The 17,430-nt window shown below is 39.4% G+C and carries 11 protein-coding genes; 1 reads left to right on the top strand and 10 read right to left on the bottom strand.

Translation table 11 applies throughout. From position 1 onward, the window contains the following. Window positions 1-3: 3 nt before the first annotated feature. The 10 genes from N0B16_RS07550 to N0B16_RS07505 form a co-directional block, all read right to left on the bottom strand. Window positions 4-2,067 carry an FIDD domain-containing protein gene (locus tag N0B16_RS07550; protein WP_262990183.1) on the bottom strand — a complete coding sequence of 688 codons (2,064 nt, stop codon included), beginning with the start codon at window positions 2,065-2,067 and terminating at the stop codon, window positions 4-6. Window positions 2,068-2,153: 86 nt separating this feature from the next. Continuing rightward, complete coding sequence (locus N0B16_RS07545; protein ID WP_262990182.1) at window positions 2,154-4,217, bottom strand: FIDD domain-containing protein; 2,064 nt, start codon at window positions 4,215-4,217, stop codon at window positions 2,154-2,156. An 89-nt stretch (window positions 4,218-4,306) separates the two neighbouring features. Continuing rightward, window positions 4,307-5,542, bottom strand: a complete 1,236-nt coding sequence (locus tag N0B16_RS07540; RefSeq protein WP_262990181.1) for an MFS transporter — start codon at window positions 5,540-5,542, stop codon at window positions 4,307-4,309. Window positions 5,543-5,623: 81 nt separating this feature from the next. Continuing rightward, window positions 5,624-5,986 (bottom strand): hypothetical protein, encoded by a 363-nt coding sequence (locus N0B16_RS07535; RefSeq protein ID WP_262990180.1) that lies wholly within the window; start codon window positions 5,984-5,986, stop codon window positions 5,624-5,626. 68 nt (window positions 5,987-6,054) lie between these two features. Continuing rightward, entirely contained in the window at window positions 6,055-7,554 is a 1,500-nt protein-coding gene (locus N0B16_RS07530; protein WP_262990179.1) for a GH3 auxin-responsive promoter family protein, read from the bottom strand. Between the two features lie 126 nt (window positions 7,555-7,680). Next, window positions 7,681-7,932, bottom strand: coding sequence for a hypothetical protein (locus tag N0B16_RS07525; protein WP_262990178.1), 252 nt, complete (start codon window positions 7,930-7,932; stop codon window positions 7,681-7,683). 174 nt (window positions 7,933-8,106) lie between these two features. After that, complete coding sequence (locus tag N0B16_RS07520; RefSeq protein WP_262990177.1) at window positions 8,107-8,502, bottom strand: hypothetical protein; 396 nt, start codon at window positions 8,500-8,502, stop codon at window positions 8,107-8,109. 341 nt (window positions 8,503-8,843) lie between these two features. Continuing rightward, window positions 8,844-9,374 (bottom strand): phage tail-like protein, encoded by a 531-nt coding sequence (locus N0B16_RS07515; RefSeq protein WP_262990176.1) that lies wholly within the window; start codon window positions 9,372-9,374, stop codon window positions 8,844-8,846. 43 nt (window positions 9,375-9,417) lie between these two features. After that, window positions 9,418-10,269 (bottom strand): phage tail-like protein, encoded by an 852-nt coding sequence (locus tag N0B16_RS07510; protein WP_262990174.1) that lies wholly within the window; start codon window positions 10,267-10,269, stop codon window positions 9,418-9,420. A gap of 20 nt (window positions 10,270-10,289) precedes the next feature. Beyond that, the gene (locus tag N0B16_RS07505; protein ID WP_262990173.1) at window positions 10,290-13,454 is read right to left on the bottom strand and encodes a glycine-rich protein; all 3,165 of its coding nucleotides are present in this window, start codon (window positions 13,452-13,454) and stop codon (window positions 10,290-10,292) included. A 473-nt stretch (window positions 13,455-13,927) separates the two neighbouring features. On the opposite strand from N0B16_RS07505, the gene mfd reads away from it, so the two are divergent. Beyond that, window positions 13,928-17,290 (top strand): transcription-repair coupling factor, encoded by a 3,363-nt coding sequence (mfd, locus tag N0B16_RS07500; RefSeq protein WP_262990171.1) that lies wholly within the window; start codon window positions 13,928-13,930, stop codon window positions 17,288-17,290. Window positions 17,291-17,430: the final 140 nt, after the last annotated feature.

Below are 17,430 nucleotides of genomic sequence, written 5' to 3'. Positions count from 1 at the left end.
TTATTATTCTCTGTTTTTTACCAATACCCATCCGTTGTATTTTGTCTGGGTTTGGGTTTTATCATTTTCGGTCCAAGTAATAGTGTACCAATACGTTCCGGTTAATATTTTTTTACCTCCGGAAGTACCGTTCCATTTGTAATCTCTTATTTTGTCTGCTTCGTATAATTTGTTTCCATAACGGTCATAGACAATAAAGACAAGATTTTTCTTATATGCCAAAGCTGAATAATCAATCTCGTCATTTACATTATCTCCATTCGGAGTAATTGCATTTAGAAGATTTGGCACAGTTACCTGTACAGATTCAGGATTACAGTCAAAAGCATCTTTTACAAAAATGGTGTTTTCACCTCTCGGCAAATTGGTAAATACGTTAGAATCCTGCCAAGTAGTACCGTTTAAAGAATATTGATATGGTGCTGTTCCTGCGTTCGCATTCACGGTAATTGTATTGTTGGTAATATCAACGCTTGTAATTACCGGCTGTTGTGTGGCAAATACATTTACCTGCTGTAGTGTGAAACATGGGCCTGTTTTTAATTTTACCCAATACGCTCCTACTCCTACACCCTGAATAGATTGTGTGGTTGCACCGGTGCTCCATTCGTAACCGTCAAAACCAGGACCTGCATCCAATGTGGTTCTGTCTTCTATACAGATGGTTTTGTCTTTAAGAATTGCAGATTTTACAGGAGGCAAAACTTTAAGAGTAATTGTAGTAATGGCATAACATCCGTTTGCATCGGTCACTCTTACATATACATCTGTGCTTGTTGTAATAAAAATAGAAGGATTTCCAATCTCATTGGTCCCTGCAACTGCATTGGCCATTGTAGTGTAATATTTCTTAACAATACCGGCTGATAAAGGAGTAACATTAGCCGTTGTCAAATTGAATGCCGCAGTCGTCACATTGCTTTCAATAAAACAAGATTGTAATGTTGCCGGAGTAACCGTAACGGTAGGATAAAATGTTAAAGTAATGGTAGCATCATCTGTACAGCCTTCCACTGAAGTTACTTTTACATAAATTGTTTTGGGTGCCGATACATACGCGGTTGGATTGGTGATCTCGTTCGTTCCCGCATTGAGATCATTTAAAGTAGGATAATATTTTTTGATCGCAGTGGGATCTCCGAATACGATAGCAGAAGTAAGATCAAATGTTCCTGTTCCTGCTCCGTTATTATTACAGGCGATAAGGGTTTTGTCGTTTGCAACAATATTTCCCTGTTTAAATTTAAATTTCCCTGTCAGGAAGCATCCGTTTACCGGATTATTCGGGTTCGCCGGATCCTGATATTTTAGTCGGTAATAATAAATTGTAGTACCGTCAACAGTTGCCACAGTAAGTGGTGAGTTACCTGTAATGGCATCATTGGCCGTATTATGATAAGTAACAGTAAAATTGACGTTTCCGTTTAGAATTCCTGCACTAAGCGTAGTGAAATCAAACTGCATCGGAAGGGCGCATTTCAGAATTTCATTAGGATTGGTAGGAATTGCTGCCGGAACTCCCGGCGTAATAAATGGATGAGGCGTTAACGCAGGATCTGTAAATGGAGAAGTCAAAGACGCTGTTCCTTCCCAGTTTAAAGAAAATCCGGAATTTTGTGCGTTACTGTAGTTATCAATTACTAAATAGTAAGTCTGCCCTGCAACAACATCCAAATAAGGAACGAAATAAGCGGAACCACTAGGAACCAATTCAAGGCCGGTATTTCCATTAGGAGCAGCTCCTGCAAAATTACATCTGATGGGTGGCCCTAAGGCAGCACATGTCGCATTGGGTGCATATACTGCAAAATCGTAATCCGTAGTGTTGTTATTTGCATCGATGGTAAATGCCAATGTTCCTGATGTAGCTGCTGTAAAAGTATACCATACAGAAAAGTTTTCGTCATCAGTTAGACATCCTCCCAAATCTTCCAATACGGTTCCTGGCCCCGAAGGAGTGTAGGAAATATTAGAGTTTCCGCATACAGGTATTGCTGATACGCAATCTGACTGCGAGAAGTAGAGCTGAGACGTAATTAAAATAAAAAAGAGTAGTAATTTTTTCATTTTTCAAATAATTTAAACAAAATATTGCACGTAAAATGTCAAAACAGAAAATCGCTTCACGAAGCGATTTTCTGTCTGAATAATTTTTATTCTCTATTTTTTACCATCACCCATCCAGAGAATTTAAATGGCGTATTTTTCTTGTCATTTTCAACCCATGTTACAGAATACCAATATGTTCCTGTAGGAACTTTTTTACCGGCCGTAGTTCCGTCCCATTTGAAGCCTGTTGATTTATCAGCAACTCCTACTTTCACTCCATATCGGTCAAAAATAGTTAAGACCAGATTTTGTTTTCCGGCTAACGCAGAATAATCTATGACATCATTCACTCCGTCACCGTTTGGTGTAATTACATTGATTAAGTTAGGAACTATAAAATCAACTTGTATAGGCTCACAATCGTAGGCATCTTTTACATAAATAGTGTGATCCCCTCTTGTAACATTTGAAAATTGGTTAGAATCCTGCCAGTTCACATTGTCCAAAGAATACTGATAAGAAGGATTACCTCCTGTTACAATCACTGCAATCCCATCATTTTCAATGTAAACACTTGAAATAACTGGTTGCTCAGAAGGATAGACTTTCACTTCCTGTTTTGCAATACAATCTCCTGTTTTAAGCTTTACCCAATATGTTCCGACGCCCACATTAGATATAGATTGAGTCGTAGCTCCTGTGCTCCATTCATATCCGGCAAAACCTGGTCCTGCATCTAAAGTCGTTCTGTCTTCAATACAGATGGTTTTATCAACCAAAACACTAGAATAAACCGGTGAGATCACCACAAGTGTTATTTTGGCAACGGTATAACATCCATTAGTATTCTGTACTCTTACATACACTACGCCGTTTGGCGCGATGTAGGTGGTAGGATTCGTAATCTGATTGGTCTGATTCACCGCATCCGTTGCTGATGGATAATATGTTTTTGTAGTTCCCGCCTGTGTATTTACAGTAGCAACCGTAAGATTAAATAAAGCTGTTGAAGGATTGGCCTCAATAAAGCATGATCTTAATGTTGCTTCGGTAACCACTACAACGGGGAAGAAATTGAGTTTGATTTCTGCGATATCCGTACACCCGTACTGTGAGGTCAGAAGCACATATACAGATCCGCCTCCGGATGTGTATTGATAAGGGTTTGTAATTTGATTGGTTCCCGCAGTAAGGTCAAACATTGACGGATAATATTTTTTAGTAACGGTAGGGTCTGCAATTACGTTTGCGGTCGTAAGATCAAATACTGCAGTTCCGGTATTATTGTCATTACATTCTGTTAACGTAGCATCGGTTCCAGTGATGGTACCATCCTTAAATTTAAAACTTCCCGTCTGTTTACATTTATTGATAGGATTATTCGGGTTGGTAGGGTCATTATAGGTAATACTATAATAGTATGTACTGGTAGTATTTACAGTAATAGGTGTTACAATTGGGCTGTTTCCTGTTAACAGGTCATTTGTATTAAGATGATAAGCTACTGTGAAATTTGTATTTCCGTTAATGATTCCGTTGGTTAACGTAGTGAAATCAAAAGTTGCAGGATTTGAACAAACAACTACTTCATTTGGTGCGCTAGGATTTGCATTAGGAAGTCCCGGTGCAATGAAAGGGTTCGTAATTAATGAAGGATCATTAAATGGAGAAGCCAGAGTAGCAGTTCCGCCCCAGTTGAGTGAAAATCCGTTCGGGCTGTTTGAATAGTTATCAATAACAAGATAGTACGTTTCCCCCGGAAGAACATTCATATACCCGCTGTACTGTCCGTTCACTGCAGGATGCGTTACTGCTAAAGAAAGCCCGGTGGGACCGTCCAGTCCTGAGAAATTACATCGGATAGGTGCTCCTAAAGTTCCGCATGTTTTATTGGGGCCATACACTCCAAAATCGTAATCATCTTCAAAGACGTTAGGATTGATGGTGAAAGTGAGGGTCCCTGCAGTTGCAATGGTGAAAGTATACCACACAGAGAAGTTTTCGTCATCTGTCAAACATCCTCCAAGATCTTCCAGGATAGTTCCCGGTCCGGAAGGAGTGTATGAGATTCCAGAGTTGCCACAAACGGTGATTGCAGTAGGACAATCTGATTGTGAAAAAGCCATCTGTGATAAGACCATTAAAAAAATGAGTAGAGTTTTTTTCATTTTCGAAAAATATTTAGTACAAATATAAAAAAATTATTAACCATGAACTGAATTTTAATATATATTTAAGGTAAAACGCAGATATATCTCTAATATTGCATTTTCCTCAATTTAGAATTGGTGCTTCCAATCAATAATGCAATTAGCACCGTCATGCTTCCTCCAAAAATTACAGAACGTACCACGCCCATCATTTTTGCGGTGAGTCCGCTCTCAAACTGTCCCATTTCGTTGCTCGACATGATAAAAATCGAATTTACGCTTAAAACACGCCCTCTGATATGATCAGGTGTTTTCAGCTGAACAATTGTTCCTCTGATAACTACAGAAATTCCGTCTAGCATTCCGCTCATAACGAGGAATATGAAGGATAGCCAATAATAATTTGATAATCCGAAACCGATGATGCAGAATCCGAATCCGGCAACCGCCACCAAAAGAATTTTGCCCTGATTCTTTTGTAGGGGAATCATCGAGAGTGTCATAATGATAATCATAGAACCGATATCCGAAGCTGCATTCAGCAACCCGAAACCTTCTGCCCCCGACTTTAATATGTCAGTCGCAAATACAGGAATCATCGCCACCGCGCCGCCGAAAAGTACGGCAAACATATCCAGACAAAGGGCACCGAGAATTTCTTTGGTTTTAAAAATGTAAGAAATCCCTTCACGCATACTTTCCAATATTTTAATGTCTTCTTTCTTATATTCAGAATATTGCTTATTAATCTGCCAGAAAAAAGCGGATGCAATTAAAATTAAAGAAATAATAACGAGTAAAGTCCATTTTACCCCAAATAAACCAATTAAAAATCCACCGGCGGCGTGTCCGCAAACTGAAGAAATAAGAAAAGTAGCCTGATTTAAGGTGATCGCGTTCGGAAGATTCACCTTCTGGACGATTTTAGGAATCATAGACGGAACGATAGGACCGATAAAGGCTCTTGCAATTCCGGTAAAAAAAATGACGCCGTAGATGTAATACGTAATCTCGTGCCCTGTAAAATGGAGTTGTGTATGAAAGAAAGCAGGTATCAGCAATAATCCGATCAGAAAAACATAAGTGTAATTACAGATCAGGAGTAGCTTCTTCTTTTCATTCATATCAATTACATGGCCTGCATACAGAGCGCAGCTTACCGCGGGAATAACTTCTGAAAGCCCGATTAAGCCGATAGAAAAAGGATCCTTTGTCAACTGATAAACCCACCATCCCAATAAAGTTGCGAGCATACGGAATGCTAAAACAATAAAAAATCTTCCCGTAAGAAGATTTCTGAATTCAACATTTTCTAATGTTTTAAGCGGTGTAAACGAAATCATATCACAAAAATAGCGCTAAATATTTATAATAAAAACTATTCAGATATGATTCGTTAAATATAAGAGGTAAGATACCGTCTATTAATCTGCTCTCGAAGCACTGATAACGATAGCGGCAGCTGCGGCAGCTCCGATGATCACTGCTCCGGTAGTAACATTTGATTTTGATTTATCTTTGGCAGAGACCACGTTTGATTTTGGTATAATCACTTCTGTACTGTCTTTTTTTCCGGCCGTTCCGACCAGATTATCGCCCTGAACATTTCTAAAAAGCATTTTTTGTTTTTTTGACCCGTCTTTCATGGTAAAAACATATATTTTTCCTGCTTCCAATGTAGAATAATTGTTTTGTGAAACATTTTCAGAAAACTTGGTCGTTGCGCAAGAAGAAACTAAGAATAAAGAGGTTAACAAAGATGATTTTAAAAGTACAGATGCTTTCATTATTATTTTTTATTTCTCAAATGTATCAAAATTTTTGAATATATGTTTTGGTAATGATAAAAAAACGGCTAAATTTTATAAATTTCTAACAAATCGGCTGTTTTTCTGTCATTGGCCAATCTCGGAATTTTATTTTGCCCGCCCAGTTTGCCCTGAGATTTTGCATATTCCTGAAAAGCATTTCTTGAAAGCCGGGTGATTTTAAGTTTCTGAAGAATATTTCCTGATATTAAATCATCATAATACGTATTTCTTTTTCTCAATTGATCATCCAATTCGTTTTTAAACCCTTCTAAATTGTCGGGTTCTTTTTCAAATTCAATAAACCATTCATGGTAAGGTAATCCTTCCTGCGGATTTACCTGAGGAGCGAGGTGAAATTCTGTAATCTGCGCAGGGAATTTTTCTACAGCCGCTTTCATGGCTTCTTCCACTTCAAACGCAATGACGTGTTCCCCAAATGCCGAGGTAAAATGTTTTGTTCTTCCGCTTACCAGAATTCTGTGGGGCTTTTTATCGATAAACCTTACTACATCACCAATAGAATACGCCCAAAGTCCGGAATTTGTTGTGAGAATTAACGCGTAATCCTTGTGAAGCTCGATTTCTTTCAGTGTTAATCGCTGTGCATCAGCTTTTCCAAACTGTTCCAGCGGGATAAATTCGTAGAAAATGCCGTGATTCGTTAAAAGTAAAAGCCCTTCTTTCGTATAATCATCCTGAAATGCGAAAAAACCTTCCGAGGCCGGAAATGTCTGAACAATATCCACTTTTCCGCCCAGTAATTCTTCCATTTTTTCACGGTAAGGCTCATAATTGACACCGCCGGTAACAATAAGCTGAAGATTTGGAAAGAGCTGCTTAATTTTTTTGCCGTTTTTCTCAATCAGCTTTTCAAAATACATAATCAGCCAAGGTGGGATTCCGGAGATCAGCGTCATGTTTTCCTTTTCAGTTTCTTGTACGATCTTATCCACTTTGGCTTCCCAGTCTTCCATCATATTGGTTTCCCAGCTTGGAAGCCGGTTTTTCTGAAGATATTTGGGGATATGGTGCGCTACAATCCCGGAAAGCCTGCCGGTTTTGATGCCGAAAACTTCCTCAAGTTCCGGGCTTCCCTGCAGAAAGATCATTTTTCCGTTTACAAAGTCGGCATTTCCTTTTTTTGCAATATAATGAAACAGTGCACTTTGCGCTCCTGCAACCTGAAATGGCATACCTTCTTTGGAGATGGGGATGTATTTTGAGCCGGAAGTCGTTCCTGATGTTTTGGCAAAATATTCGGGAGTCTCTGTCCAGAGAATGTTTCGCTGCCCTCGTTTTACTTTTTCAATATAAGGTTTAAGATCTTCGTAATCTGCCACCGGTACTTTTTCCTGAAAATCTTTTATTGTATGGATATTTTCAAAGTCATGCGCTCTTCCGAAAAGTGTTTTTTGGGCAGTATAGATTAAAGAAAGTAAAAGTTTTTCCTGATAATTCTCTGCATTTTCTTTGAAATCTGCGCTTTTCCGGACATGTTTTTTTGCCCAGATCAGTGCTGTTTTTTTCTTTAGAAAGTTTAACATGTTCAAATGTATAAATAACTTAGAAATTGCAGGAATAAATTATTGGGTTATATCAAAAAAAACCGGTGAATGGTTTCACCGGTTCCTGAAAAAATTTGATTATGAAATTACAATGAATATGCTGATTTATTTATTTGCCTTATATCTCTTATCCGGAGTGCCATCTTTCTTCAGCATTTTATTTTGTTTATACCTTCTATCTACGGTTCCGTCTTTTTTCATTTTCGCTGCAGGTTTAGCAGGTTCTGCCTGTACCGCTTTTACTGTTTTTGTGGTTTGGTGAACTGTTTTTGTTGCCGGAACAGCCGGAACAGTTTGTTGTGCTGTTGCAAGTCCCAATCCTAAAATAAGAGACATTGCGGTTAACATTTTTTTCATAAGTGTAGGTTTGTTTTCTGAAGTAAATTTACAGAAAATCTTGATGTGAAATTTGTTTTTAACAACCTTAACTAAAGTTTATTACAGATTAAAAAAACATTAAAGTGAGGGTAAAATAAATAAAAAGCCTGCTTCCAGTCAGGAAGCAGGCTTGGATATATTGAGTGAAGAGTATTATCTTGTACAGTTGGCTGTCCATATTTTTCCATCTTTCGAATAAAGTATTTTCAGCTCATTGTTATCGATTCTGATGTATGAAGTAGCTGTAGAGCCTACCATCACCAATACATTATCGCCTTGCTGCTCAAATTCTATTCCGTTCAGATCAGGAATGCTGTTTGAGAATGCAAAGTTATATTTGGTTCCGCTTGCGATTTTGGTAACAAATACACTTCCGTTATCTGTAGAAACATTGGTAGAACCGCCATCACTATACGATAAGTTTCCTTTATAGGTTCCTGCAAAGAAATCATTGTTTGCCGGATCGTCGTCATCGCTGCAAGAGGTAAATGAGACTGCTGAAAAGATGACCAGCATAAAAAGGCCTAAAATTTTGATTGCATTTTTCATAATAAAATTTTTTTGGTTTATACGGGGTAGTTTTTCAAACACTATGCCGTAAAAGCATAATGTATTTATTTTAACGATTTTTTAAATAAATTACAGAAAATTGTGATTTGGTATAAAATTTATGGATTATGATTTGTTTTAATAACCAACAGATTTAACCAAATAAATATAATATTTGTATACTTTTAAAAGTAAAAGCGATTTCGGAACACTCCCGAAATCGCTTTTGTGGTTATAATCCATATTGTAATCCAAATCATTAAAACGAAAACATCATTTTAGGCTAAATAAGGTTACAATAAAAAATCACTTCCGAAGAAGTGATTTAGACTTAAATTGTATTAGGGTTTCCAAAAACTCCACTTGTTGCCATTATATACTGCTAACAGCTTATCTGTTGTACCTTTTACGTAAACCATCATTCCCGGAGATGGGCTTGGTATATTATCTACATTAGTTACTGTAGGTAAAACCATCGCTTTAGTGGTAGATTCTAAAACCAGTACACCATCTGCAGTGCTGCTCACTGCGCCGATGATGCTTTTTCCGGTTTCTGTAACTCCTGTAGGCTGGTCTGTTAAAACGGTACTCACATCGCCATCTTGTCCACTTAAATCCTTCCAAACCGTGCCGTCATAATATTTCATTCGGGCTGCAGTTGCAGTTGTAGCATCTAAAATGATTGTTCCTGGAGTTGGGCTTGCAGGAATCGTTCTCACATAAGGTACAATTAAGCCCTTATTCTGACCTGCGGCAAATTCTAATAATACTGATGTTTTATCACTTGCCGTTCCCACAGCGTCACCAATGATGACCTGCGCATTTGCTAGTGAAATATTTGTTAGCAATACAGCTAATATTAATTTTTTCATTTTTGTGTTTTTTTTAATCATAAATATGGAACGTTTTAAAGGATTAAGGGCAAGCTGCTGTATTAAAACAACTCCAGCCACCTGCAGTTCCATCTGTATTTATCTTTAAACACTTCAGATCAGTGTCATAAACCATCATGCCTTCTTGAGGAGATACGATTGCAAAGATTTGAGAAGTTGTCATACGTGTAATTACAAAACCTTTGGAATTAGATTCCAGAACTGTAAAAGCAGATTTTCTAACCATTGGCCAATTGTTACTATTTGCACCGGCTCTTTGCAGAAGAGTAATTCCCTGCTTGCTGTCTATGCCCATTCCGGTTGCAGGATCTCTATAGCAAAAGCTAGCACATACCAAAGGGTTTGTGGGTCCGTTTACTATGCCATCATATCCATTACTTGGGCTGGTAGAAAGTGTCAAGCCGTTCGCAATTAGTCCATTTAATGCTACACAAGTATCTGTACCGTCATCTTGATATAATCTAGCTCCCGTTCCGACGGGACAAGTACCGTTCACGGTGAATTTTATTAAATTAATTGGAACTCCTGCAGTTACAGACAATGTAGGGACGCCGGCTGAGCTCAGATCACATTCAACCAATTGGTATCCGCAAATACCCGTTGCCAGTGTTGTAACCGTCCACGAACCTGTGCCTGCATTAGTCGCTGTGAAAGATACTCCATCAGGAATCAATACATAAAATGTAGTACCGGGATACACCCCGCTGCTGCCTGTTTTTGTGGGCAGCCACTGCGCATAAAAGCTGGAGGTTACAGGGCTTGTTGTGGAAGGTCCGAAAGCCAGCTGATATTTGGCCTTCCAAGCTTGTGCGTTTAAATTTAAACTTACCAGGCATAGCAATGCAAACAAGGTAAGTTTTGTATATATTTTCATATAATTTATTAATTTTAAAATTAGGGTAGATTGGTTAAAAATTGTGGGTAAGTTAATGCATGAAAAATATTACCGTCAGAATTCTCAAGTACGTTCTTTCTAAGAATTATCTGATCATTACTTGCACCACTATATTTCACGTACCCATTCATATTGGAATCTGCATTATCATAAGCTTTAAATGAGTAGCTTACTGCACCGAAAGTGTTTCCAGGGTGATTGATAACGGCATCATAAAGTACTTTAATATCATTTTCTCTACCATTACTGTTACCAGAAAGCAATATTAATCCATCTCGATTTAAGTCACCTGCCCAAAGTACATTGGCACCTCCCACAGTAAAAGAAGGTTTTTCTTTTGCCCCCAATATTTTATAAAGAGGCAAAGTTGTTAAATCGGCTGTTGTAGAAGCTGTATTGAATAAGACAGGCGTGGCTGTCATCGCTCCCAAATGGTTTCTATGTCTTACTGCGACATAGTAAGGAGCGTTTGCATCAATATTAAATTTTAGACAAGATGTACCGTCTACTTCTACAATATCACCGTCCCTTTGTAGTAAACCAGCCCTCGTTGCTATAATAACTGTAGGATCTACAGCGCTTCTTAGTTCAACCAATACCCAATCTACAATAGAATTATTTCCCAAATCTGCTAAAACAGTTGCCGGTGTTGCAATGGTCTCCGTTCCTGCATAATTGAAAGGAGCTGTATTATATGGTTGTGTACTTGGGATTAAATTATTCACTCTCAAGTCATCGCGCATTATAAGTGCAGAATTGTAAGTTTCTTCGGTTAGATTAAACAAAGCACCTTGTAACAAAGTTTTTGATGTCAAGCAGATTTTAGGAACAGCACAATCGGTAATTGTTACTGGAAAGTCTATTTTACAAACTACATTATCCATATAAGTAATTACCGCATTTCCAACGCTAACGCCCTGTACTAGACCAGTAGAGCTTACTGTAGCCACCGCAGGGTTTGAAGAAGTCCATGTAATTCCACTTGCAGGAACGCCAGAAACTGTAAGCTGTGTATTGGCGCCTTTACAAATTGCACTCGAACCTGTTATAGATTTAAAATTAGAATATGATATGACAACTCTACCAGGCTGATTAACGTTACCTGCAGTTGTTCCACGGTCAAGATCTGAATAGTTTCCAGGTCGGGCACCGTCGCTTGCTCCGTAACCATTTTCCCCGGCAATAGTACTAGGTGAGATTAATCCCGGATAACCAATGTAAGAAGAGCCACCGCCACCGCCGCCGTTGTAATTAGAACCTTGAGAAGCACCGCCACCGCCGCCGTAATAACCGCCGCCGCCGCCACCGCCGCCTTCGTTGGATCCTGGATTAAAAGGAGAAAACTGTTGTACAGCGTTTCCACCTCTGCCACCCGTATAAGCAGAGCCTGCCATACCTGGTCCGTCACCCGGGCCTGCGCCTGCACCACCTGCAGATTGTGTTCCGCCGCCTCCTACATATGCCGCTCCACCTCCGCCTACAAGACCGCCACCTCCTCCAGCACCAGGATATGGAGAACTATCTGCTCCTTGAGAAGCACCGCCACCTCCACCTGCGATAATGACCGGAGTGCTGCCTATAAATATGCCGGAATATCCGCCACCGCTACTTCCATTGGCTCCGTTACCAAAGGAGGAAAGTTTTGCACCGCCACCGCCGCCACCGCCATATGTAGGGGCAGTTGAACTGACAGCACCTTGCTGACCTACTCGTACACTTAGAACCTGACCGGGTGTTACGGTCATTTTGGCTGTTGTGTAACCGCCAGCGCCGCCACCGCCAGTGTAGTCGTAATAACCATGGTTGATCCCGCCGCCTCCGGCACCCCAAACCTTCATGGTTATAGAAGTGACTCCTGCAGGAACGGTAAATGTAGATGCTCCATAGGTCGAAAATATTGCTTTACATTCACCATCTACAGTAGTATTAGCTGGAGAACAATCTTTTATTGTAATTGTATAAGAAATAGGACAAACAACACTATCTGTGTAAGTAATTATTGCAGTTCCTGAAGTTAATCCTGTTACCAAACCAGTACCACTTACCGAAGCAATTGCAGGGCTTGAAGAAGTCCAGCTTGGAGTAATTCCTGTAGTGCCCGCAACAGAGAATTGATGAGTAGAACCAATACATAGCTCATTAATACCATTAAGGGTTGCATTTTGATAGCTGATGACAACCCTACCAGATTGATTAACATTCCCTGCTGATGCACGATCAGCATCTGCACTATTCCCGGGCAAAGCTAAATCGCTTGTTCCGTAACCGTTTTCCCCTGCGATAGTATCTGGTGAGATTAATCCCGGATAACCAATGTAAGAAGAGCCACCGCCACCGCCGCCGTTGTAATTAGAACCTTGAGAAGCACCGCCACCGCCGCCGTAATAACCGCCGCCGCCGCCACCGCCGCCTTCGTTGGATCCTGGATTAAAAGGAGAAAACTGTTGTACAGCGTTTCCACCTCTGCCACCCGTATAAGCAGAGCCTGCCATACCTGGTCCGTCACCCGGGCCTGCGCCTGCACCACCTGCAGATTGTGTTCCGCCTCCTCCTACATATGGTGTTCCACCACCACCTATAAGTCCACCGCCACCACCAGAAGCTGGGTACTGTGTAACGCCGCCTTGATCTGCTCCTTGAGAAGCACCACCGCCACCTCCTGCAATAATGACCGGAGTGCTGCCTATAAATATACCGGAATATCCGCCGCCGCTACTTCCATTAGCTCCGTTACCAAATGAGGCAAGTTTTGCACCTCCTCCTCCTCCTCCTCCATATGTCGGAGCAGTTGAGCTAATGACCCCACCTTGTCCAACTTTTATAGTTAGAATCTGGCCAGGAGTAACGGTCATTTTGGCTGTAGTATAACCGCCAGCTCCGGCGCCGCCAGTGTAGTCGTAATAACCGTGGTTGATCCCGCCACCTCCGGCACCCCAAACCTTCATGGTTATAGAAGTGACTCCTGCAGGAACGGTGAAAGTCTGATCTGATCCTGTAAAATCGAATACTCTCTTACACTGACCCTTTACTTGTTGTGGGATAAGCCCCGATAGGAGACCTATAAGCAGGACTACAACAACTCCAATTTTTTTGCGGAGGCTGCTGGCTTTGCCGCCAATATATGGCCGCAAAAGTAATTTTTTTTCTAATTGTGTTTTCATCATTTGCTAAAAATTATATAAGTTACTTCTATTGAATATAATCAATGAACGGTATACTTCTTATGTTGAGATTTTAGTTTTATTTGAGGAGTATTTCTTGCACGCTTATTGCCAAAATTTTACCCTCATTATCATAAACTTATGAATCTCTGTTTAATAAAAAATAAATATTCCTATTTTAAACAGGGAATTTATATATGGTCTTAACCTAACTTTATTAAAAGTTTATCATAAAAACTTTAAAACTAGGTGTATTAAACCGCTTGCAAAGGTATATCACAATAGGCTATTTATAAAGACTACATTTGTAGATATATGTCTACAAATTACCATAGCTACAGCTTTTCATCATTTAGTTGATCGTACTGTAAAGGTTGAAATATTATCATTATAAAGTTTAATTTTGTATTTTCGCAAAGAATTACGATTCCGAGGATAGTCTCGGAATCGTTTTTCCTGTTTACATATATTTCATAATGGAATTAAAAAAAATCAATGAAAATCTACTTCCCGATTTGCTTAAAAAAGAATTTGGAAAAGATATTTTTACCCAGCTTGAGAATCATCAGCATTTGTCTGTCAAAGGAAGTGCAGGTTCGTCCGTATCTATTTTTACTGCGGAACTTTTTCTGACCCGGAAGAAAACGGTTATTTATCTTTTGGATGATAAGGAAGAAGCGCTGTATGTGAATACGGAGATGGAAGATCTTTTAGGAAAAGAAAAGGTAATGTATTTTCCGGCTACCTACATGGAGCCTTATCAGGTGGAGAAAACTCAAAATGCCAATCTGGTTTTAAGAACTGAAGTGCTGAACAGGATCAATTCTGAAAAATCGCCTAAAGTTATTGTTGCCTATATCGGAGCTTTGTCTGAGAAGGTTTTGAAGAAAGAAGATTTTAAAGCCATTTCGCATCATATTAAGGTGGGAGATCAGCTTGATTTCGATTTTGTGGATGAGCTGCTTTCCCACTACCAGTTTCAGCAGACCGATTTTGTTTCAGAACCCGGCGAATTTTCTGTAAGAGGAGGTATTGTAGATGTTTTTTCTTTCTCCAATGAAAAACCGTACCGGATCACTTTTTTTGGAAATGAAGTTGAAAATATCAAAACTTTCGATATCGAGACACAGCTTTCGGTGGATAAAGTAAAAGAATTTCAGTTGGTTTCCAATATGAATTTTTCTGTTTCAGGAAGCAGGGTTTCTCTGTTTGAACTTTTACCGAAAGACAGTTTTGTGTTCTCTAAAAATGCAATGGTGGGGCTTCAGAAGATTAAAAATTTTTACGAAAAATCCATTGAAAAATATGATAAGTTAAGCAAAGATATCTCACACAGAACTCCACAGGAACTGTTTATTTCTGATCAGGAATTTTTGTTTGACTATAAAAAGTTTAAAACCATTGATTTCGGCAGTGTCATGTTGGGTGGATTTGATCATTCAGAGGTCAAGATCAATCAGACGCCACAACCTTCATTCCATAAGAATTTTGAATTGTTAACTGAAGATTTAGCAGATAAACAGCAGGAAGGTTTTGAAACCTGGATCTCTTTTTCTACTGATAAGCAGAAAGAAAGATTAGAATCTATTTTTGAAGAGCTGGAAAATCAGCTGCCTTTTAAAAGTTTCAGATCTGAGCTGCATGAAGGTTTTGTAGACACCGACCATAAAATTCTTGTATATACCGATCATCAGATATTTGACCGCTACCAAAGATATAAAGCCAAAAATACATTTGCGAAGTCTGAGCAGCTAACCCTGAAAGATCTCATGTCTTTAAAAGTAGGGGATTACATCGCACATATTGATCATGGAATCGGTAAATTCATGGGATTGGTGAAAGTAAACAATGACGGGAAAATTCAGGAATGTTTTAAACTCACCTATAAAAACGGAGATTTGCTCTATGTAAGCATTCATTCGCTGCATAAAATTTCAAAATATAACGGTCCCGACGGAAAAGAGGTGGTTCTCAGCAAGCTCGGTTCTCCTGCCTGGAAGTCCTTAAAGCAGAAAACAAAAGCAAAGGTAAAGCAGATCGCATTTGATTTGATTAAACTCTACGCCGAAAGAAAAACGGCAAAAGGTTTTGCATATACTCCCGATTCTTACCTTCAGAACGAATTGGAAGCCAGCTTTATCTATGAGGATACCCCCGATCAGGAAAAAGCAACCATTGATGTAAAAAAAGATATGGAAGCAGAAACCGTGATGGATAGGTTAGTGTGCGGTGACGTGGGTTTCGGAAAAACAGAAGTGGCGATCCGGGCTGCCTTTAAAGCCGCAACAGACGGAAAGCAGGTTGCGATTCTGGTTCCGACCACCATTTTGGCATTTCAGCATTACCGGAGTTTTAAAGAACGGTTAAAAGATTTCCCGGTCAACGTTTCTTATCTCAACAGGTTCCGTTCTGCAAAACAAAAAGCCGAAACATTACAGGGTTTGAAAGACGGGAAGGTAGATATTGTCATCGGAACGCATCAGCTGGCCTCGGAAAAAGTAAAATTTAAAGATTTAGGCTTATTAATTATTGATGAAGAGCATAAATTCGGTGTTTCGGTAAAAGATAAACTGAAAACACTGAAAACCAATATCGATACCCTTACTTTAACGGCCACCCCGATTCCGAGAACTTTACAGTTTTCATTAATGGCCGCTCGGGATTTATCGGTAATTAAAACACCACCGCCGAACAGGCAGCCTGTAGAAACCCAGATGATCGGTTTTAGCGAAGAAATTATCCGCGATGCGGTTTCCTATGAATTGCAGCGTGACGGGCAGGTTTATTTTATCAACAACAGGGTAGAAAACCTGAAAGATATTGCAGGGCTTATTCAGCGGCTGGTTCCGGATGCAAGAGTGATCACCGGTCACGGGCAAATGGAAGGCAAACAGCTTGAAAAAAATGTCCTTGATTTTATGGAAGGTAAATATGACGTTCTGGTTTCTACCACCATTGTAGAAAGTGGAGTAGACGTTTCTAATGCCAATACGATTTTCATTAATGATGCGCAGAGATTCGGGATGGCAGATCTTCACCAGATGAGAGGAAGGGTGGGGCGAAGCAACCGGAAAGCTTTTTGTTACCTTATTACGCCTCCGTTTGATATGATTACCACAGATGCCAGAAAAAGACTGGAAGCGATTGAGCAGTTTTCAGATCTGGGAAGTGGTTTTCAGATCGCGATGAAAGACCTGGAAATCCGGGGTGCAGGAGATTTATTAGGTGGCGAACAGAGCGGGTTTATCAATGAAATGGGGTTTGAAACCTATCAGAAAATGATGCAGGAAGCATTGGAAGAATTAAAGGATGATAAAGATTTTGAAAACCTTTTTGAAAATGAAGAAGACCGTCAGAAATTATTTAAAACCGTAAAAGAAGTTAATATTGATACGGATCTGGAATTGATGCTCCCGGATTCTTACATCTCAAGTACGGAAGAGCGGCTTTTACTGTACCAGAAATTAGCTGAAATAGATAATGAAAAAGACCTGCAGAAATTTGAATCTGAGCTTACAGACCGCTTCGGAGATTTGCCTGAAGAAGCCGTGAATCTTTTAAAAAGTGTTGCACTGAAATGGCTGGCTGCTGATATAGGATTTGAAAGAATCGTAATGAAAAATGGTGTGTTTTTGGGCTATTTTCCAAATAATCCTCAGGATAAATTTTACCAAACCGATAAATTCAGGCATATGATTGATTATCTGACCCAGAATTCTTCTCAGGCACAGCTTAAAGAAAAAATAGGAAAAGAAGGAAATCAGCTGATGATGCGAAAGGAGAAAGTGAAAAACGTAGATGAGGTAAATATACTGCTCAAGTCAATTCTCGGAATTTAAAATTCCCATGAGTGTTAATGTATCTGCATTGATATGGTAAAATTAAAATCTAAAAATTATGTTTTTAGATTTTTTTTTGATAAAAAAATAAAATAAGTCCTGCCACAATGAAAAATAATTATATTTGCCGGAGAAAAATA

It is taken from the genome of Chryseobacterium gilvum, assembly GCF_025628965.1.
Classification (GTDB): Bacteria; Bacteroidota; Bacteroidia; order Flavobacteriales; family Weeksellaceae; genus Chryseobacterium; species Chryseobacterium gilvum.
The sequence above is the reverse complement of the archived record's forward strand: the minus strand, read 5'-3'. Positions and strand labels throughout refer to the sequence as shown.

Bases quoted from the DNA above. Each gene is read 5' to 3' on its own strand.
- N0B16_RS07550 (WP_262990183.1), bottom strand. From the start codon at position 2,067: ATGAAAAAATTACTACTCTTTTTTATTTTAATTACGTCTCAGCTCTAC.
- N0B16_RS07545 (WP_262990182.1), bottom strand. From the start codon at position 4,217: ATGAAAAAAACTCTACTCATTTTTTTAATGGTCTTATCACAGATGGCT.
- N0B16_RS07540 (WP_262990181.1), bottom strand. From the start codon at position 5,542: ATGATTTCGTTTACACCGCTTAAAACATTAGAAAATGTTGAATTCAGA.
- N0B16_RS07535 (WP_262990180.1), bottom strand. From the start codon at position 5,986: ATGAAAGCATCTGTACTTTTAAAATCATCTTTGTTAACCTCTTTATTC.
- N0B16_RS07530 (WP_262990179.1), bottom strand. From the start codon at position 7,554: ATGTTAAACTTTCTAAAGAAAAAAACAGCACTGATCTGGGCAAAAAAA.
- N0B16_RS07525 (WP_262990178.1), bottom strand. From the start codon at position 7,932: ATGAAAAAAATGTTAACCGCAATGTCTCTTATTTTAGGATTGGGACTT.
- N0B16_RS07520 (WP_262990177.1), bottom strand. From the start codon at position 8,502: ATGAAAAATGCAATCAAAATTTTAGGCCTTTTTATGCTGGTCATCTTT.
- N0B16_RS07515 (WP_262990176.1), bottom strand. From the start codon at position 9,374: ATGAAAAAATTAATATTAGCTGTATTGCTAACAAATATTTCACTAGCA.
- N0B16_RS07510 (WP_262990174.1), bottom strand. From the start codon at position 10,269: ATGAAAATATATACAAAACTTACCTTGTTTGCATTGCTATGCCTGGTA.
- N0B16_RS07505 (WP_262990173.1), bottom strand. From the start codon at position 13,454: ATGATGAAAACACAATTAGAAAAAAAATTACTTTTGCGGCCATATATT.
- mfd (WP_262990171.1), top strand. From the start codon at position 13,928: ATGGAATTAAAAAAAATCAATGAAAATCTACTTCCCGATTTGCTTAAA.